The following is an 18,267-nucleotide window of genomic DNA, read 5'->3' as shown; positions in this document are numbered from 1 at the left end:
TTGATATTTACTCTTTAAAATGATATTATTACTAAATGAAATTATAAGTGGAGTGAATGGAATGAAGAAGGAAATAGTTATAAAAAATGTACTTGATGGAAGCATTGCAGAAGAAGCGGGAATAGAAAAAGGCGACGTACTGCTTAAAATAAATGACATGGATGTTCAGGATATAATAGAATATAGGTTTTTAACCAATGATGAGGAGCTTGTGCTTCTAATCAGAAAGCCAGATGGAGAAGAGTGGGAAATTGAAATAGAGAAGGCTTATGATGAGGATCTTGGAATAGAGTTTCACGATCCTATAATGGATGGACCAAAAAGATGCCATAATAAATGCCTCTTTTGTTTTATTGATCAGCTTCCTTCTGGAATGAGGGAAAGTCTGTATTTTAAGGACGATGATTCAAGAATGTCCTTCCTTCAGGGCAATTTCGTTACTCTCACCAATATGACGGATGAGGATATAGACAGGATAATAAAATATAGAATTAGCCCTATAAATGTTTCAGTTCATACAACTAACCCGGAGCTAAGGGTTAAAATGCTTAACAATAAAAAAGCGGGCAATATAATGGAGAGGCTGGAAAGGCTTGCGAGAAATGGAATAAACATGAACTGTCAAATAGTTTTATGTCCGGGAATTAACGATGGAAAGGAACTTGTAAACACATTAAATGATCTCTACGGTTTTTATCCGCAGATATCCAACGTTGCAATTGTTCCTGTAGGTATTACAAGATACAGAGAAAAGCTTCAAAGACTTGAAGGATTTAATAGTAGGACTGCAGGGGATGTAATTGACCTTATAAAGCCCCTTCAGGATAGATTTGAAAGGGAAACAGGAGAACCCTTTGCAAGGCTTGCTGATGAATTTTATCTAATGGCAGAAAGGGAGATGCCCCCATATGAACATTATGGGGATTTTGAACAGCTTGAGGATGGAATAGGAATGATGAGATATTTTGAAGAAAGAATAATGGAGGACTTAGAAGATAAACATATAGACGGGAATGGAAAGGAATTTGCATTTATAACAGGGACATCAAGCTTTAATTTCATTGTTGATATTTCAAGGAAAATAGAAAAAAAGTTAAACATTAAAATTTCCGTATATAAAGTAATTAATAATTTCTTTGGGGAAAAAATTACCGTTGTGGGACTGATAACCGCCGGGGACATCATAGACCAGCTAAGGGGTAAGATTAAGGAGAGTACGGTATTTATACCGGCAAGCATGTTAAAGGCAGATGAGGATATATTCCTTGATGATATATCTCTTAAAGAACTTGAGAAACATCTTGATAAAAAGATTGTAAAATGCAAATATACCGGAGATGATCTGGTTGAAAAAATAATAGGTGAGGTGGTATAATGTCCAAACCGATAGTGGCAATTGTTGGACGTCCAAATGTAGGGAAATCAACGCTATTTAACAAACTTGCGGGCAGAAGGATTTCCATAGTTGAAGACACCCCAGGAGTTACAAGGGATAGAATATATGCAGAGGTGGAGTGGTTAAATAAAAAGTTTACCCTTGTTGATACAGGTGGAATTGAACCTGAAAGTGAAGATGTGATACTTTCACAGATGAGGCGTCAGGCGGAAATAGCTATAGAAACGGCTGATGTTATAGTATTTATGGTAGACGGTAAGGAGGGAATAACTCCTGCTGACTACGAAGTTGCAAATATGCTTAGAAAAACTCAAAAACCGGTGCTTGTTGTGGTCAACAAAATTGATAACTTATCCCTTGAGGATAACAAATATGAGTTTTACAACCTGGGCATAGGAGATGTAATATCCATTTCGGCAGCCCAGGGTCTTGGCATTGGAGATATGCTTGATGAAATTGTAAGCTTTTTTAATGACTTTGAGGGTGTAGCGGAAGATGAAGGAGAAATAAAAGTGGCGATTATTGGAAAACCGAATGCGGGAAAGTCGTCTCTTCTTAACAGGCTTGTGGGTGAGGAAAGAGCAATAGTAAGCGATATTCCAGGAACAACAAGGGATTCAATAGATAGTTTTGTGGAAATTGGTGGAGATAAATTTCTATTTATAGACACTGCTGGTATAAGAAAGAAGAGCAAGGTAAAGGAAGAGGTTGAAAGATACAGCGTGCTTAGAGCCATTGCATCTATAGAGAGAGCAGATGTATGTGCCGTAGTTATTGATGCAACCGAAGGCGTAACGGAACAGGATGAAAAGATAGCAGGGCTGGCACATGAGGCAGGAAAGGGTGTCGTTATTGTCGTTAACAAATGGGATCTTATAGAAAAAGAGACTAACACGATGAATGAATACAGCGAGAGAATAAGAAAGGATCTATCCTTTATATCCTATGCCCCAATAGTATTTATATCAGCAAAAACAGGACAGAGAGTATCGAGGATGATAGAGTTAATTAAATACGTTGCAGACCAACATGCCATGAGAATCAGGACCGGTGCATTAAATGAAGTTATAAGTGAAGCTGTGTTGATGAAGCAGCCTCCAATCGAAAAGGGCAAGGCTCTTAAGATATATTATGCAACCCAGGCCTCAACAAAACCTCCAACCTTTGTATTGTTTGTAAATTATACGGACATTGTTCATTTTTCCTATGAGCGCTATCTTGAAAATCAGATCAGGCAGCATTTCGGCCTTGAGGGGACGCCAATAAGATTTATTTATAGAGAGAAAAAAGACAGATAGGGAGTGGTATGATGAGAATAGGAGTTCTGGGTTCCGGAAGTTGGGGGACTGCAATTGGCGTACTTCTTTCGAAAAAAGGATATGAAGTAAATCTATGGGATAGAAATAGTGAAGTAATAGAAAGTATAAACCAGACTAGGGAAAATATACGATACCTCCCTGGAGTGTTGCTGCCAGCGGGTTTAAATGGTGTTAATACCATCGATGAGTGTGTGAAGGAAGCCGAAATCATTGTAATTGCAGTGCCTTCTCAGGCTGTCAGAAAAGTCTGCGAACAGCTTAGGGGATTGATACGTAGTGAGCAGATTCTGGTAAGCCTTGCTAAAGGAATTGAGGTGGGGACTTCAAAGCGCATGTCACAGGTTATAGAAGAGTATTTTCCTGATAATCGCATTGCAGTATTGTCAGGTCCCAGCCATGCGGAAGAAGTGTCCCGGGATATTCCAACTGCGGTGGTTGTTACTTCAAAGGAAAGGGAAACTGCTGAGTGCATACAGGATATATTTATAACTCCAAAGTTTAGAGTTTATACAAATCCAGATGTGGTTGGCGTTGAAATAGGAGGGGCGGTAAAGAATATAATTGCCATTGCGGCTGGTATATCCGATGGGCTGGGTTATGGAGATAATACAAAGGCTGCACTCATGACAAGGGGTATAGCGGAAATAGCAAGGCTTGGTGAGGCCTTAGGTGCTGAATATTTAACCTTTGCAGGCTTGGCCGGAATAGGTGATCTCATAGTTACATGTACCAGTATACATTCTCGAAACAGAAGGGCAGGAATGCTCCTCGGACAGGGGAAAAAACTTGAGGAAGCCCTTGCTGAGATTAGGATGGTGGTTGAGGGAGTAAATACAACAAGGTCTACATATGAACTTGCTAAAAAGCTTGGCGTTGACATGCCTATAACCAGCGAACTTTATCGGATATTGTTTGAAGGCAAGGACCCAAGGTATGCGGTATCCGATTTAATGCTTAGATCAAAAACCCATGAAATAGAGGAAATAGCAGTAAAGATGTGGTGATGTACCCACATCTTTTTTGTTCTAAAAAGGGGAATGAAAAAATATATATGTACAAGATAAAATATGTTAAGGGGGGTAGGGCTGTGGCGGAATTTGATATATATAAGGACATAGCCGAGAGAACGCAGGGTGATATATACGTAGGAGTGGTAGGACCAGTCAGGACAGGTAAGTCAACATTTATAAGGCGTTTTATGGAATTGCTTGTAATACCTAACATAAGCAACAGCCATAAAAAGGAAAGAGCAAAGGATACACTTCCACAGAGCGGTTCAGGTAGAACTATAACCACAGTGGAACCTAAATTCATTCCAAATGAAGAGGCTGTAGAAATAGAACTCAATGACAATGCAAGAATGAGAGTAAGACTGGTTGATTGCGTTGGATATATGGTTAATGGAGCGACTGGCCATATTGAAAACGACCAGCCAAGAATGGTAAAAACACCATGGTTCGAGGAAGAGATACCTTTTATCAAGGCTGCTGAAATAGGAACAAGAAAAGTAATAACCGATCATTCGACAATAGGCCTTGTTGTAACCACGGACGGCTCAATAACTGATATACCAAGGGAGGGCTATATTGAAGCAGAGGAAAGGGTAATAGGCGAGCTTCAAAGTTTAAAGAAGCCCTTTATCGTACTGCTTAATACAGTTCATCCATATGCTCCTGACACAATTAATTTAAGAAAGATTATGGAGGAAAAATACTCAGTGCCTGTATATATAATCGACGCACTTAATATGAAGCTTGAGGACATCAACAACATAATGGAAAAGGTGCTTTATGAATTCCCAATAAGAGAGGTTGGAATTAAGCTTCCAGATTGGGTTGAAGTGCTTGATAATGATCACTGGCTTAAAAAGAATTTTATAGTTGCAATAAAAAATTCTGCTCCATTGCTTAACAAAATAAGGGATATAAAACCAGCTGTGGCTGGATACAAGCAGTATGAATTTGTCGGAAATATAAACCTAAATGAAATAAAGCTTGGAGAGGGTACGGCAATAATAGACATGAATGTAAAGGACGGACTTTTTTTTAATGTTCTTGGAGAGATTTGCGGGTATGATATTAATGGAGAGCATGGTCTTCTTAGTCTTATGAAGGAGCTCACCGTTGCAAAGAGGGAATATGACAAGGTAGCAGAGGCACTTAGGGAGGTTAGGGAAACAGGATATGGAATGGTACCTCCCCAGATGGATGAGCTTAAGATGGAGGAGCCGGAAATAGTAAGGCAGGGCAATAGGTTTGGAGTAAAGCTGAGGGCAAGCGCACCTTCACTTCATATAATTAGAGCCAATGTAGAAACAGAGGTTTCACCTATAGTTGGTACTGAAAGCCAGGGGGAAGAGCTTGTAAAGTCACTTGTTGAAGAGTTTGAAAGGGATCCACAGAAGGTATGGCAGCTTAACATGTTTGGTAAGACCTTGGAGGATATTGTTAAAGAAGGACTTCAGACCAAGCTTGCAAAGATGCCTGATGATATACAGGAAAAGCTTCAGAGAACACTTCAAAAGATAATAAACGAAGGAAATGGAGGCCTAATCTGTATAATATTATAAGAAATACTCCGGGAAATCCTGGAGTATTTTTTATGTTGTTATTTTGAAATATTTTATGGATTTTTGGAGGAAATTATTGTTTTTTGAAGAATATTATCAATATAAAGCCGGAGGGAGAATATGAATAAGCTAAAGAACAGTAGAAAGACAACTATATCCTTTTTAATCGTTTTTATGGTATTGATACTCATTATAAGCATTAATTCAGGTGTTAAAACTGTAGATGCAATGTATGGTACTTTTGAGGATAAAGTAGAATTTAAGGGAATGTATTTCGTACAGGAATATGTTCTTCGTGAGGGGGATACAAAGGGGATAAAGTTTAAATTTAAAAATGGGGAGAAAATAAGCAAGGGTGTTGAAATAGCGGAAGGCATATACTCAACGGAAGCAGGAATATTAACATTTAAACTGGATGGATTTGAGAATAAGTATGATTTAAAAAGCATTAAAAATGTTGATGTAAGGGATATTGAAAAATTAATCAAAGAAAAACCACAAATATCCGGCATCAAAATTATAAATAATAGCGAATGGTATATATGTGCTTACATAAGCCCTGAAAACATTGACAGCTTTAGAAAAGGCATGACAAAGGAAATACTCATAAATAATATTTATTATACTGCTGATATAGTTGATAAGTTTAATAATTCATCAGGAGACTTCCTCGTAATGAAGATTAAAAACGATTTAGACGTTGTAAATTTGCACAGGGGCTTTTCTGGGTATATAATAAAATCTAAGAATAATGGTATAATTGTTCCATTAAGTGCATTGTCGGAGTACAATGGAGAAAAGGGAGTCTTCATAGAGGTAAACGGTTATGCATATTTCAGGCCTGTTAAGGTGCTTTCAACTATTAATGATAAGGCAGTGGTAGTTTCAGCGGATTCATCCAAAAAAGAACTTAAGGAATATGATAAAATAATAACAAATCCTTCAAGAATAAGAAATGGAACAAAGGTGAATTAAGAGGTGGTTTTTATGTCCGTTTCAAACAATATATCAAGGGTAAGAGAGAGGATCGAGCTGGCGGCCATGAGGGCAGGAAGGCAGCCAGAAGATATAGAGCTTGTAGCAGTAAGCAAAATGCAGTCCCTTGAGAAAATGTATGAAGCAAAGGAGTGTGGCCTAAGGGTTTTCGGGGAAAACAAAGTCCAGGAACTTCTAGATAAATATGATAAGATCCAGGATGTAAAATGGCATTTTATTGGCCACCTTCAAACAAACAAAGTTAAGTATATTATAGATAAGGTTGAAATGATACATTCTTTAGATAGAATAGGCCTTGTAGAGGAGATAGATAAAAGGGCAAAGCAGATAAATAGAATTATGCCCGTTTTAATCCAGATCAACATCGGCAGAGAGGAAACAAAGTCGGGTATATACGAAGAGGATGTAGAAAACTTTATATCCGGACTTGAAAAATATCAAAATATACTGGTTTCAGGTATAATGACAATTCCTCCTCCATCCGATAATAAATCAGAGATAAGGGGTTATTTCAGAAGGGTAAAGAAGATATTTGATGATCTTAAACAATACAAATATAAGAACTTCGATATAAAGTACCTGTCTATGGGAATGACCAATGATTTTGAGATTGCCATAGAAGAAGGAGCCAATATTATCAGAGTGGGCACTGGAATATTTGGCCAGAGAAATTATTTATAGGAGGGTTTAGCTATGTCAAGTAAGTTTTTAAAGCCCTTTAATAAGGTTATGGGGGCTATAGGAATAGTTGATGAAGAGGATGAAATTATTGAAAATGAGGATGAACAGGAGAAAGAAGAAGAGTACCAGGAGCCTGAAATTATAAGCAGCAGGAGAAACAAGCTTGTGAGCATTAAAACCACTACTGTACCAAGGGTACTTCTAAAAAGACCTGGTGAATTTCAGGATATTATGGAAATAGTCGATGCAGTGAAATCAAGAAAAATAGTTGTTATGAATATAAGCGAAGTGGATCAAAGGCTTGCCCAGAGAATGATAGATTGTATAGTTGGGGCATGCTATGCCTTGAACGGTTCATTCCAGGAGATAGCCAAGTCAATATACCTTGTTGCACCCGACAACGTAGAAATATCAAATGAACTCAAACAGGAGCTAAATAAAAGCGGTTTCTTTTCCTTTTCGGATAAATAATAGAGCCTTTAAGGGCTTTCTACTGGAACTTGTTTTGCCACACAAAAGCAGTCGAAGGATAAGGTGATTTTATGAACTATTATATAGAGCACTTTGAGGGAGATAGGGAAAAGGCTATTCGACTATTAGACAAAGTAAACAGGGTTAAAAGTTCCTGGGGTGAGGAATTTACTGATTTTTTAAACCCGGATGAACAGCTGCTGGTAAAAAACATATGCTCCTCAGAAGGGCTATATTGTAGATTTTTTGGAGGAAAAGGGAACTTTGAAAGGGCAGTTGGGGTTATAAGCCCCTATGAGTATTTTGGAGATTTTCCTGTGGATTTTATAAAAATTACCGGAAACTTTAAATTTGAGAAACTCAGCCACAGGGATTACCTTGGCAGCATTCTTTCCCTTGGTATAAAGAGGGAAAAAATAGGAGACATAAACACATATGAGGATGGGGCAGAAATAGCTGTGCACAGGGATATAAGCGATTATATTTGTTTTAATATCGATAAAATTAAGCACACCGGGGTAAAGCTGCAAAAAATACCCTTTGATGATTTAAGGGAAAGGGCTTTGAAGTTAAAGGAGATGGTGGTAAATGCAGCATCTCTAAGGCTTGATAGCATCGTTGCCGGAGTGACTGGAATGTCAAGGGCTGAAGCCTCAGGCACCATTAAGGGTGGCGGAGTTAAGGTAAACTATGCTTTAGTATGTGAACCATCTAAAAACATAAAAGAGGGGGATATGATATCCATAAGAGGCTATGGAAGATATAAATTTGAAAGCCTTCTTGGAAAAACAAAAAGGGATAGGATCACTCTACAAATAAATAAATACATATAGGAGGGATACGAATGACAATTACACCTAATGAAATAAGCAACAAGGAATTTAAAAGGGTTTTTAGAGGTTATGATATGGATGAGGTAGATGAGTTCCTTGAACAAATATTAGATGATTATGAAAAGCTATATAAAGAAAATATAACACTTAAGGAGAAAATAACTTCTCTAAATGAGAAGATAGAACACTACGCAAACATGGAATCCACACTTCAGAACACACTCTTGCTGGCTCAGACGGCTGCCGATCAGGCAAAGGAAAGTTCCAGAAGAGAAGGGGAGATGATTATTAAGAATGCAAAGGACAAGGCAGCAGAAATAATAAGGGAAGCAGAAAACAGTGCTGCTGAGATCAATAAAAAGAATGAAATTTTAAAACAGGAGTATAATATGTTTAGATCAAGATTTAAGGCCCTCCTCGAAGCTCAAATAGAAGCTATTGACAGAGCCGGAATTGAACTTTCCTCAAGAAATGTGGAAGAATAGGAATAATTACTTTTTAATATACTACTAATGAAATCATAAAACAGACTCAAGGTTAATCCAGAGTCTGTTTTATGATTTCATTTATATAAAAATAGCATCATTTGATATAATATGATTATAATATCTAGTATTTTAAAGGAGAAAGGAATATGCGTGAGGTAAAGATTAGAGCATCCCGTGAGTATAACGTTTATATAAACTCGGGAGGAGATAATATAGGACCTATTCTTGAGAGGCATAAGGTAAAAAGAATCTTTATAATCACAGATGAAAACGTATTTGATTTACATAAAAGCTTTATAGATAAACTTGGAAATAGAACAATTGGAATTAAGGTGATTAAACCGGGGGAAGAAAGCAAAAGCGTTGATTTGATTCTTGATATATACAGGGAACTTATAAAATGTAATGCTGACAGGAAAACTGCCATAGCAGCGATTGGAGGTGGAGTAGTAGGTGACGTATCAGGATTTGCAGCCTCTACATTTATGAGAGGTTTAAACGTCATACATATACCAACAACGCTATTAGCCCAGTGTGACAGCAGTATAGGAGGAAAAACGGGTTTTAATTTTATGAACATTAAAAACATAATAGGAACCTTTTACCAACCTCTCCTTGTTTATATAGATGTTCATTTTTTAAAGACGCTGTCTGATAGAGAATATATAAGCGGCCTTGCTGAGGTTATAAAATATGGATTTGCATGTGATAAGAATTTATTTCATTATGTTGAAGAAAATAAATTAGGAATAAAGGAACGTGAGATGGATAAGCTTTTTCACATTGTAAACCAGTGTGTAAAAATAAAGGGAGAACTGATTGAAAAGGATGAATATGACCATGGGCTAAGGCAGGTTCTTAATTTTGGACATACCATAGGCCATGGAATTGAAAGTATAAATAAATTTAGGCTCTCCCATGGAGAGGCAGTGGCCGTGGGTATGAATCTGGAAGCTTATATGGCCTTTAGGATGGGGTATATAAGTGAGATAGAATATAAAAGGCTTGCGAACATCATAAAATACTTTGGACTTCCAACTGCCGTTGAGGGAATAAATATAGACGAGCTTTTGCAGTTTATGAGTAAAGATAAGAAAAAAATATCAGATGGTATCAAGTTTTCTTTACCGGAAACAATAGGAAGTGCTATAATACTAAAGGAAATAAAGCAGAATATCATAAAAGAAAGTATTTTAGAAGCAATAAGGAGGCAATTATGATAATAGGTATCATTGGAGCAATGGATGAAGAGATTTTTCAAATCAAGGAACACATGCAATTAGAAAGAATAGAGAAAAAGGCCGGCATGGAGTTTTATATGGGAAAATTTCTTGATAAAGAAGTTGTTGTTGTAAGAAGTGGCATAGGAAAGGTTAATGCTGCTATTTGCACACAAATACTAATTGATGACTTCAATGTTGATGTAGTTGTAAACACAGGCATAGCCGGAGGGGTTTATGAGGAAATTAATCCTGGAGATGTTGTAATATCAACGGATCTTGTACACCATGACATGGATACTACGGCCTTTGGCGATAGGATTGGTCAGGTGCCAAGAATGGACGTTTATTCTTTCAAGGCTGACAGCAGGCTTGTGGATCTAGCCTTTTCATCAGCTACACAAATGGATGGGTTTAAAGTATACAGGGGAAGAATAGTTTCAGGGGATCAGTTTATTGCAGATCATATAAAAATTAAAAAGCTGAGAGAGATTTTTGGTGCATATGCTGTAGAAATGGAAGGAGCAGCAATTGGACATACATGTTATGCTAACGGAATCCCATTTGTAGTAATTAGATCCATATCCGACAGGGCTGATGGAAGTGCACATATAGACTATGAAACATTTAAAAACATGGCAATACACAACTCCATAGGAATACTAAAGAATATGATTAGAAATATGTAGGTGATAGAGTTGAAACTAAAGAGAGTTTTAAAAAATAGGGATGAGGCTGGTACTGTGATTGACAATGATTTAATGATAATTGCAGGTCCATGTAGTGTAGAAAATTATGATGTAATGGACAGTACCGTGGCATTTCTAAAGAGCCTGGGAATTAGTTATATAAGGGGAGGTGCCTTTAAGCCGAGGACATCTCCCTATAGTTTTCAGGGGCTTGGTGATAAGGGGCTTGAAATACTTAGGGAAGTAAAGCTTAAATATGATGTTAAAATAGTTTCTGAGATAATGGATGTAAGGGATATAGAAGGCATATGCGAAGTTGCAGATATAGTTCAAATAGGTTCCAGAAACATGTACAACTATCCCCTTCTTAAGGAAGTTGGAAGGTTAAACAAAAAAGTGCTGTTAAAGAGGGGACTATCCGCTACTATAGAGGAATGGCTAAGTGCAGCCGAGTACATATCCCTGGAGGGAAACGATGACATCATTTTATGTGAGAGAGGGATAAGAACATTTGAAACATACACCAGAAACACTTTGGATCTAAACTGCGTGCCTGTAATAAAGCAGAAAACGAAATTAAAGGTAATAGTTGATCCAAGCCATGGGACAGGTAGAAGGGAGCTTATAAAGCCCATGAGCCTTGCAGCTATAGCGGCAGGAGCAGATGGTCTTATGATAGAAATTCATCCTGAACCTGAGAAGGCTCTCTCCGATGGAAACCAGTCAGTTGATTTTGAAGGCTTTAAATCAATTTACAGGGAAGTTTTAAGGTTACATAGATATCTGAATATGGAGTGATATTAAAGAAGTTCTAAAACTCGAGGTGGCTGAAAGATCAAGTGAATTCCTTTAATGCATAAAAGCTAAAGCAAAAGGAATTGCACTTAGGCTTCTCAGCCACTTATTTATTTAGAACCTATTAAAATAAATATTATTTCGGTAAAATGCTGATTTTAAATATTTTTTTGAATAACTTCACAAAATATACTGGGAGGTTTTATTATGGCAAGTGATTGTGAAGAATACAGGAAGGTTCTTCAGACAGTTGCAGCGCAGCTGGAAAGAGCAAAGTTTGGCGACTACATAGACCTTATGCAGAACCCTGTCAGGATGATAGCTTTAAACTTCATATCAGGGATTGCAAGAGGTTTTGGAATTGCTGTTGGTTTTACCATACTGGGAGCCCTGGTGCTTTACCTGCTTCAGAGGCTCGTTGTTTTGAACCTGCCTATAATTGGAGGAATTATAACCGAGATAGTAAAACTGGTACAGTTGAATACAAAGATAAGATAGGGGTGGTATTATGGATAAAGATAAGCTACAAATATATAAAGCAAGGCTCATAAACGAAAGGAATAGAATACAGAGGGCTATTGAAGGTATAATGGAGCATGGTCAGGGATTTTCCCAGAGGGATGAGCTTGAGGAACTTTCCATGATCGACAATCATTCGGGAGACATAGGAACAGAAATGTATGATAAGGTAAGAAGATTTGCCCTATTAAATAACGAAGAATCGATTCTTGAACAGATAAACAACGCCCTTAATAGAATTGAAAGCGGTAAATATGGTATATGTGAGCTGTGCGGAAGGGAAATATCGGAGGAAAGGCTAAACTTCCTGCCATATGCGACTACATGTATTGAATGTGAAGAAAAGAAAGCGGATTACAACACATATAGATATGACAGGCCTGTCGAAGAAGAGACACTGCCTCCCTTTGGAAGAGCCTTTAGGGATTATACTGAAGAGGATGAATATGAAGTTGAATACAACATGGAGGATTCATGGCAGGATGTTGCAAAGTATGAGAAAAGACGTGGGATTATAAGGAATTTCGATGATCAGGATGATGAAGAATTTCCGGACAGCGATCCCGAAGGGGAGGAAGGAATTGTGGAGTTTACAGATAAAATAAGTAACCAGCAGTACAAAAATCAGCTGCCTTAAGTTTATAAGATATGGGTATGTTTATTTCTATGGTTTGAAATGAATAAGCCATATTAAGTATTCAACTCAAGGTATGCCTGCTGTATTAAGGACTTGCATCATTGCAAGTCTTGTTTTATCATTTAATAAGTAATTAATTTAAAAATAGTGGGGGGAGAACATGAATATATTATTTATTTTAATTATAGCGATGCTGGATCAGATAACAAAATATATAGCTAAAAACACTCTTGCTGGCAAAAATATAAGTGTTTTTAAAGACTATCTTGAACTTACCTATGTAGAAAACAGGGGAGCAGCCTTTGGACTTTTTCAAAATATGAAGTTTCTTCTAATTGTAATAACAGCTATTGTAATAGTATTAATGCTTTATTATCTTTTAAAGAGCAAAGATCTAAACAAATGGATGAGGATAAGCCTTATATTAATATCTGCTGGAGCAATAGGAAACCTAATAGACAGAGTAACCCTTGGATATGTTACAGACTTTATTCATTTCTATATTAAGGATATGTTTGATTGGCCGGTTTTCAATGTTGCAGATATATGTGTTGTTTGTGGTACCATATTGCTGGCAATAAACATACTCTTTGCCCGGGAAGAATAGTCAGGAGTGATATTTAATGAGTGAAAAGAACTTTAAGTTCGTAGTTGAAGAAGAGGATTCCGGAAAGAGAATAGACGTTTATATAAGTGAGAAACTAAATGACCTTTCAAGATCCCAGGTTCAGAAGTTAATAAATGATGAAAAAATCAAGCTAAAGAATAAAAAAGTCAAGAGCAATTACAAAATTAAGCCCGGAGATGAAATAAGCGTTGATATCCCGGAACCCGTAAAACTTGAAGTAGTTCCTGAGGACATAGACATAGAGATAATGTACGAGGATGATTATATTGCAGTAGTGAATAAACCCCAGGGTATGGTAGTGCATCCTGCTGCAGGGAACAATTCAGGAACCTTGGTTAATGCTCTTCTCGCAAGGTGTACCAGCTTGTCAAGTATAAATGGCGTAGTAAGGCCAGGTATCGTACACAGAATAGATAAGGATACCTCGGGAGTTCTGGTTGTTGCAAAAAACGACGAGGCACACAGAAGCCTTTCCGAGCAGATAAAGGAGCATTCCGTTAAGAGAGTTTACATGGCACTTACAGAAGGAATTATTAAAAATGATAGTGGAACAATAAGCGCCGCCATAGGGAGGCATCCTGTTGAGAGAAAGAAGATGGCTGTTGTAACAAAGAATGGAAGGCATGCAATAACCCACTATAAGGTTTTAAAAAGATATAAAGAGAATACTCTTATTGAGGCAAGGTTAGAAACAGGACGCACTCATCAAATAAGAGTGCATATGGCATATATAGGACACCCACTTGTAGGGGATCCCGTTTACGGATATAAAAAACAAAAATATAAGTTGAAAGGTCAGGCACTTCATGCAGCGGTTCTTGGTTTTATACATCCGGCAACGAAGGAATACATGGAATTTACTGCACCTCTTCCGGAGTATTTTAAGGAACTTCTAAGGAAAATTGATAGATAGTATATTGAAAATATATGATTAATATGTTATATTAAATATAACCTTTAAATCAGTCCAGAGAGGCTGTAAGGAGCTAAACTTATAAGATTGCTGCAAATATCTTTTGGGTATATTATGCTTCTTACACCTTTCATGGATGTGAGAAGCTTTTTTATTTATGCAGGGAGGTGATATTTTGAACGTTAAGGCTCAACTTCTTGACAATAAGGGGATCGATAGGGCACTTAAGAGAATATCTCACGAGGTAATTGAAAAAAACAAAGGAGCAGCTGACATTGCCCTTGTCGGGATAAAAACCCGCGGGGTACCACTTGCAGCCCGTATTGCAGGGTATATCGAACAGTTTGAAGGAGTAAAGGTTCCTGTGGGAATGCTTGACATAACTCTTTACAGAGATGATCTTACGGAACAGTCTGAACAGGCAAGCCTAAATGAAACTAGGGTTGATTTTGATGTAAGAAATAAAATAATAGTACTTGTTGATGATGTGCTATATACCGGAAGAACTGTAAGGGCTGCATTGGATGCTATTATTCATATTGGAAGGCCACGGGCTATACAGCTTGCTGTTCTTGTGGACAGAGGTCATAGAGAACTTCCAATAAGGGCTGATTATGTTGGGAAAAACGTGCCTACATCAAAATTTGAAATAGTACATGTAAAGTTAATGGAAACAGATGGAGAAGACAGGGTTATTATAACTGAAAAATAATACAGAGATAACCTTTAAATTAGTCCTGAGAGACTAATAAGGGAGCATTTGCTCCCCCAAAGAACCAAATAATCAATATAAAAGGGGGATTTTGTATGAAAAATTTTGTTGACGTTGAAGAAAGACTTCCTATACTAAAAACTATACCGCTAAGCCTTCAACACCTCTTTGCAATGGTAGGTGCAACAATTCTTGTTCCAAACCTTCTGGGTATGAACCCATCACTTGCACTTCTTGGAAGCGGCATAGGTACTCTCATATATATAATCTGCACAAAGGGAAAGCTCCCGGCATATGTCGGATCATCCTTTGCTTTTATAGCTCCAATGCTGTTTGTATCCAAAAGCCAGGGGCTTGATTCTGCAATGGGCGGCGTAGTAGTAGCCGGGCTTGTATATGTGTTGTTTGCCTATATAATTAAGCGATTCGGAACGTCGTGGATTGATAAGCTTCTTCCTCCCGTTGTGGTTGGCTCAGTTGTAATAGTAATTGGGCTCGGACTGGCAGGTACAGCTGTAAACTGGGCTGGACTTCTTCCTAAAGAGGGAGCAGCGGGCATTCTTCAAAACAGAGAAGTATGGGTATCAATGTTTACACTGGCTGTAGCAGTTTTTGGTTCCATGTACTTTAAAGGATTCCTCGCAGTTATACCAATTTTAATTGCCCTTGTATCTGGATATATACTGTCCCTTGCACTTGGCATAGTTGATGTAAAGGTTATACAGCAGGCCAGCTGGTTAGAAATACCTAAATTTCCAGGAGTGAAGTTTTCACTCCCTGCCATACTCGCAATTGCGCCGGTTTCGATAGTGACTATAACAGAGCATATTGGACATGTGTTTGTAACAAACAATGTCTGCGGCAGGGATTTTACAAAGAAACCAGGGCTTCATAGATCAATACTTGGTGACGGCCTTGCAACGAGCATTGCGGGATTAATAGGGGCACCTCCTAACACAACATATGGAGAAAACATAGGTGTCATGGCCATTACAAAGGTATATAGCGTATGGGTAATCGGAGGAGCAGCTGTGATTGCAATACTTCTGTCCTTCATAGGAAAAGTTGGAGCGGTGCTCAGCACCATACCTTTCCCGGTAATGGGAGGAATAAGCATAATGCTGTTTGGAGTTATAGCCTCATCGGGATTGAGAATGCTTGTGGACAGTGGAATAGATTTCAGCCAGAAACGCAACCTTATAATATCCTCTGTTATACTTGTACTTGGAATTGGAGGGGCTAAAATAAACTTCTCCGAAAACTTTGCAGTAGAAGGTATGGCTCTGGCAACCTTTGTAGGAATACTATTAAATTTAATACTGCCTGAAGGTATTAGGGATGAAGATGCAGCGGTGGAAGATGTTGAAGAAATAGCAATAGGCAAAGACGAAGAAACGGAATTGAGCTTATAAAATTGCTATATACGTCGATAAACTATGATAAGGAGCTGTTGAAATAATCAACAGCTCCTTTTAAACTTTTTTTATTCTATTTACTTTTTCCTCGTCAGGAGTAACATAAATAGTTCTATTTGTATAATATATAACCATTCCAGGTTTTGCACCTGAGGGCTTCTTTACATTTTTGCGCTCTGTAAAGTCCACCGGGACGTTTGTAGAATTTTTTGCCTTGCTGAAGTAGGCAGCCAGTATGGCACCTTCAAGGAGTGCTGTATCAGAAACTTTACCAGCTCTGGATTTTATTATAACATGGGATCCAGGTATGTTCTTAGTGTGCATCCATATATCGCTGGATATTGCAAATTTAGTGGTAAGATAGTCGTTTTGCTTGTTGTTTTTGCCAACGTAAATATCAAATCCATCGCTGGAGATGAAGTGGTGTGGTGCTGCTTTGCCCTGATTTTTTCCATTCCTTCTCTTTTTGATGTAGCCCATCTCTGAAAGCTCATTTATTATTTCTTCTATAGTTTCAATGTCAGAAGCATTTTCAAGATTAAAGAGTATTGTCTCAAGGTAATCCTTTTCTTCAAGGCTCTCTTCAAGTTGTTTTGAAACTATTTGTACCGTGGATTTTTCCTTGGAGTATCTTTTATAATATTTTTTTGCATTTTCAACAGGAGAAATCTCCTTATCAAGAGGAACAAAAACCTCTGAGAGGGACTCATCATAGAAATTCTGGAGCATTACTCCGTCTGATCCCTGCACTATTGTATATTGATTTGCCATTATAAGATCTCCATACAACTTCCATTTTTCAAAATCTTTGCATTCCTCAAGTTTTGAGCGATGAATCTGAATCTTTTTTATGTTTTTTTCTATTAAGCCTGTAACAATTTTAAAAACGTCATTGTATTTCTGCTTAAGCCTGTCCCTAAGGTCGCGGCTTCCGTAGAAGGTGTCAAGCAGCTCGCCAGGCGATTCAAAATGAATTTTTTCAAGGTCCTTATATTCCTTAAGAGACATGGCATAATAATCTACCATATCAGAATTTCTATAGAAAATAAAGTTATCAAAGTCACCGCTTTTAATTTTTGAAGTATAATAGAAGAAATTAGAAATAAGCATTTCTCTTTCCTGCTCAGATAACTCACATATTTTTTTGACGCTGAGCTCACCGCATATTTGGTATGAAAAGACTTTTCCTATACCAAAGAAGCTGTTTATAAAAACTTTAAAGGAAGGAATTTCTCCACTACGGTTAAAAATTTCTTCTAAATCGTTTTTTGTTATAGTTAATGGGTTAATTTTATCCTGTGTTGGAGGTTGAATATATTTGACTCCAGGAAGTACCTCCCTGTATCTGCTTATACTGCTTCCTACATGTTTTATTGAGTCTATGATTATGTTTTCATTATTTAGCAGTATTATGTTGCTGTGTTTACCCATTATTTCGATAATTAAACGATAAACTACCGGGTAGCCCAGTTCATCCTTTCCCTCAATTATAAATTCAACGATTCTATCAAAATCCACCTGTCTTATATAAGTTATTCTGCCGCCTGTTAAATGCTTTCTTAATATCATGCAGAAAGTAGGAGGTACAGGAGGGTTTTGAGTGCTTATCCTTGTTATATGAACACGAGGGTAGGAAGGGTTAGCAGAAAAAAGAATTTTAGTGTTTTTGTGTTCTTTTTTTATAAAAATAATAATATCATCTTTGGAAGGTTGATGTATTTTATCAATCTTTCCATCCACAAGGGATGATAGTTCCTTTACAACACTGCTTGTAAAAATTCCATCAAAGGGCATATTATAACCTCCATTATTCTTTACATTTGTTGAACTAAAATCATATCATAAAATAAAGTATAGCATTTTAACACTATTTGTGTAAAATAAATTATATGCTTAAATTGCAATATTAAATGCAACACTTAGTGAAAAATCATGTTGAATAGGGTAAGATAGCCCATACTTAACCTTAAGCCCATCTTAATTACT

The 18,267-nt window shown here is 37.3% G+C and carries 19 protein-coding genes; 18 read left to right on the top strand and 1 reads right to left on the bottom strand.

Features of this window, described 5'->3' with window-relative positions:
- The first annotated feature begins 61 nt into the window (after positions 1-61).
- The 18 genes from EDD71_RS04120 to uraA all read left to right on the top strand — a co-directional run bounded on the left by EDD71_RS04120 (position 62) and on the right by uraA (position 16,278).
- Positions 62-1,375 (top strand): DUF512 domain-containing protein, encoded by a 1,314-nt coding sequence (locus tag EDD71_RS04120; protein ID WP_133627480.1) that lies wholly within the window; start codon positions 62-64, stop codon positions 1,373-1,375.
- Positions 1,375-2,694, top strand: a complete 1,320-nt coding sequence (gene der / locus EDD71_RS04115; protein ID WP_133627479.1) for a ribosome biogenesis GTPase Der — start codon at positions 1,375-1,377, stop codon at positions 2,692-2,694. Before EDD71_RS04120 ends, der begins: the two co-directional genes overlap by 1 nt.
- Positions 2,695-2,705: 11 nt before the next feature.
- Entirely contained in the window at positions 2,706-3,719 is a 1,014-nt protein-coding gene (locus tag EDD71_RS04110) for an NAD(P)H-dependent glycerol-3-phosphate dehydrogenase (RefSeq protein WP_279233004.1), read from the top strand.
- A gap of 83 nt (positions 3,720-3,802) precedes the next feature.
- On the top strand, positions 3,803-5,284 hold the full coding sequence (gene spoIVA / locus EDD71_RS04105) for a stage IV sporulation protein A (protein ID WP_133627477.1): 1,482 nt from the start codon (positions 3,803-3,805) through the stop codon (positions 5,282-5,284).
- A 120-nt stretch (positions 5,285-5,404) separates the two neighbouring features.
- Positions 5,405-6,259, top strand: coding sequence for a biotin/lipoyl attachment domain-containing protein (locus EDD71_RS04100; protein WP_133627476.1), 855 nt, complete (start codon positions 5,405-5,407; stop codon positions 6,257-6,259).
- Between the two features lie 12 nt (positions 6,260-6,271).
- Positions 6,272-6,961 (top strand): YggS family pyridoxal phosphate-dependent enzyme, encoded by a 690-nt coding sequence (locus tag EDD71_RS04095; protein WP_133627475.1) that lies wholly within the window; start codon positions 6,272-6,274, stop codon positions 6,959-6,961.
- Between the two features lie 12 nt (positions 6,962-6,973).
- On the top strand, positions 6,974-7,432 hold the full coding sequence (locus tag EDD71_RS04090) for a cell division protein SepF (protein ID WP_133627474.1): 459 nt from the start codon (positions 6,974-6,976) through the stop codon (positions 7,430-7,432).
- A 71-nt stretch (positions 7,433-7,503) separates the two neighbouring features.
- The gene (locus tag EDD71_RS04085; protein ID WP_133627473.1) at positions 7,504-8,265 is read left to right on the top strand and encodes a YlmH family RNA-binding protein; all 762 of its coding nucleotides are present in this window, start codon (positions 7,504-7,506) and stop codon (positions 8,263-8,265) included.
- An 11-nt stretch (positions 8,266-8,276) separates the two neighbouring features.
- Complete coding sequence (locus tag EDD71_RS04080; RefSeq protein WP_133627472.1) at positions 8,277-8,750, top strand: DivIVA domain-containing protein; 474 nt, start codon at positions 8,277-8,279, stop codon at positions 8,748-8,750.
- 149 nt (positions 8,751-8,899) lie between these two features.
- Positions 8,900-9,973 (top strand): 3-dehydroquinate synthase, encoded by a 1,074-nt coding sequence (gene aroB, locus EDD71_RS04075; protein WP_133627471.1) that lies wholly within the window; start codon positions 8,900-8,902, stop codon positions 9,971-9,973.
- Entirely contained in the window at positions 9,970-10,662 is a 693-nt protein-coding gene (locus tag EDD71_RS04070; RefSeq protein WP_133627470.1) for a 5'-methylthioadenosine/adenosylhomocysteine nucleosidase, read from the top strand. The genes aroB and EDD71_RS04070 overlap by 4 nt, the downstream gene beginning before the upstream one ends.
- A complete protein-coding gene (aroF, locus tag EDD71_RS04065; protein ID WP_423244800.1) occupies positions 10,663-11,460 on the top strand; it encodes a 3-deoxy-7-phosphoheptulonate synthase in 798 nt (265 codons plus the stop codon).
- A gap of 204 nt (positions 11,461-11,664) precedes the next feature.
- The gene (locus EDD71_RS04060; RefSeq protein ID WP_133627469.1) at positions 11,665-11,955 is read left to right on the top strand and encodes a DUF5665 domain-containing protein; all 291 of its coding nucleotides are present in this window, start codon (positions 11,665-11,667) and stop codon (positions 11,953-11,955) included.
- Between the two features lie 10 nt (positions 11,956-11,965).
- Positions 11,966-12,613, top strand: coding sequence for a TraR/DksA C4-type zinc finger protein (locus EDD71_RS04055; protein WP_133627468.1), 648 nt, complete (start codon positions 11,966-11,968; stop codon positions 12,611-12,613).
- A gap of 160 nt (positions 12,614-12,773) precedes the next feature.
- Positions 12,774-13,220 carry a signal peptidase II gene (gene lspA / locus EDD71_RS04050; RefSeq protein ID WP_133627467.1) on the top strand — a complete coding sequence of 149 codons (447 nt, stop codon included), beginning with the start codon at positions 12,774-12,776 and terminating at the stop codon, positions 13,218-13,220.
- 16 nt (positions 13,221-13,236) lie between these two features.
- Entirely contained in the window at positions 13,237-14,154 is a 918-nt protein-coding gene (locus EDD71_RS04045) for an RluA family pseudouridine synthase (protein ID WP_133627466.1), read from the top strand.
- Positions 14,155-14,311: 157 nt separating this feature from the next.
- Positions 14,312-14,866, top strand: a complete 555-nt coding sequence (pyrR, locus tag EDD71_RS04040) for a bifunctional pyr operon transcriptional regulator/uracil phosphoribosyltransferase PyrR (protein ID WP_423244799.1) — start codon at positions 14,312-14,314, stop codon at positions 14,864-14,866.
- A gap of 95 nt (positions 14,867-14,961) precedes the next feature.
- Positions 14,962-16,278 carry a uracil permease gene (gene uraA, locus EDD71_RS04035; RefSeq protein WP_133627464.1) on the top strand — a complete coding sequence of 439 codons (1,317 nt, stop codon included), beginning with the start codon at positions 14,962-14,964 and terminating at the stop codon, positions 16,276-16,278.
- A gap of 60 nt (positions 16,279-16,338) precedes the next feature.
- Here the strand turns inward: uraA and EDD71_RS04030 are convergent, their stop codons facing one another.
- Positions 16,339-18,075 carry an Rqc2 family fibronectin-binding protein gene (locus tag EDD71_RS04030; protein WP_133627463.1) on the bottom strand — a complete coding sequence of 579 codons (1,737 nt, stop codon included), beginning with the start codon at positions 18,073-18,075 and terminating at the stop codon, positions 16,339-16,341.
- Between the last annotated feature and the right edge of the window lie 192 nt (positions 18,076-18,267).

Origin of the sequence: Fonticella tunisiensis, assembly GCF_004364155.1 — a bacterium.
In the GTDB taxonomy this organism is placed as follows: Bacteria; Bacillota; Clostridia; order Clostridiales; family Caloramatoraceae; genus Fonticella; species Fonticella tunisiensis.
The sequence above is the reverse complement of the archived record's forward strand: the minus strand, read 5'-3'. Positions and strand labels throughout refer to the sequence as shown.

Excerpts from the sequence above, each read along its gene's own strand:
- EDD71_RS04120 (WP_133627480.1), top strand. The coding sequence starts at position 62 with ATGAAGAAGGAAATAGTTATAAAAAATGTACTTGATGGAAGCATTGCA.
- der (WP_133627479.1), top strand. The coding sequence starts at position 1,375 with ATGTCCAAACCGATAGTGGCAATTGTTGGACGTCCAAATGTAGGGAAA.
- EDD71_RS04110 (WP_279233004.1), top strand. The coding sequence starts at position 2,706 with ATGAGAATAGGAGTTCTGGGTTCCGGAAGTTGGGGGACTGCAATTGGC.
- EDD71_RS04100 (WP_133627476.1), top strand. The coding sequence starts at position 5,405 with ATGAATAAGCTAAAGAACAGTAGAAAGACAACTATATCCTTTTTAATC.
- EDD71_RS04095 (WP_133627475.1), top strand. The coding sequence starts at position 6,272 with ATGTCCGTTTCAAACAATATATCAAGGGTAAGAGAGAGGATCGAGCTG.
- EDD71_RS04090 (WP_133627474.1), top strand. The coding sequence starts at position 6,974 with ATGTCAAGTAAGTTTTTAAAGCCCTTTAATAAGGTTATGGGGGCTATA.
- EDD71_RS04085 (WP_133627473.1), top strand. The coding sequence starts at position 7,504 with ATGAACTATTATATAGAGCACTTTGAGGGAGATAGGGAAAAGGCTATT.
- EDD71_RS04080 (WP_133627472.1), top strand. The coding sequence starts at position 8,277 with ATGACAATTACACCTAATGAAATAAGCAACAAGGAATTTAAAAGGGTT.
- aroB (WP_133627471.1), top strand. The coding sequence starts at position 8,900 with ATGCGTGAGGTAAAGATTAGAGCATCCCGTGAGTATAACGTTTATATA.
- EDD71_RS04070 (WP_133627470.1), top strand. The coding sequence starts at position 9,970 with ATGATAATAGGTATCATTGGAGCAATGGATGAAGAGATTTTTCAAATC.
- EDD71_RS04060 (WP_133627469.1), top strand. The coding sequence starts at position 11,665 with ATGGCAAGTGATTGTGAAGAATACAGGAAGGTTCTTCAGACAGTTGCA.
- EDD71_RS04055 (WP_133627468.1), top strand. The coding sequence starts at position 11,966 with ATGGATAAAGATAAGCTACAAATATATAAAGCAAGGCTCATAAACGAA.
- lspA (WP_133627467.1), top strand. The coding sequence starts at position 12,774 with ATGAATATATTATTTATTTTAATTATAGCGATGCTGGATCAGATAACA.
- EDD71_RS04045 (WP_133627466.1), top strand. The coding sequence starts at position 13,237 with ATGAGTGAAAAGAACTTTAAGTTCGTAGTTGAAGAAGAGGATTCCGGA.
- pyrR (WP_423244799.1), top strand. The coding sequence starts at position 14,312 with ATGCAGGGAGGTGATATTTTGAACGTTAAGGCTCAACTTCTTGACAAT.
- uraA (WP_133627464.1), top strand. The coding sequence starts at position 14,962 with ATGAAAAATTTTGTTGACGTTGAAGAAAGACTTCCTATACTAAAAACT.
- EDD71_RS04030 (WP_133627463.1), bottom strand. The coding sequence starts at position 18,075 with ATGCCCTTTGATGGAATTTTTACAAGCAGTGTTGTAAAGGAACTATCA.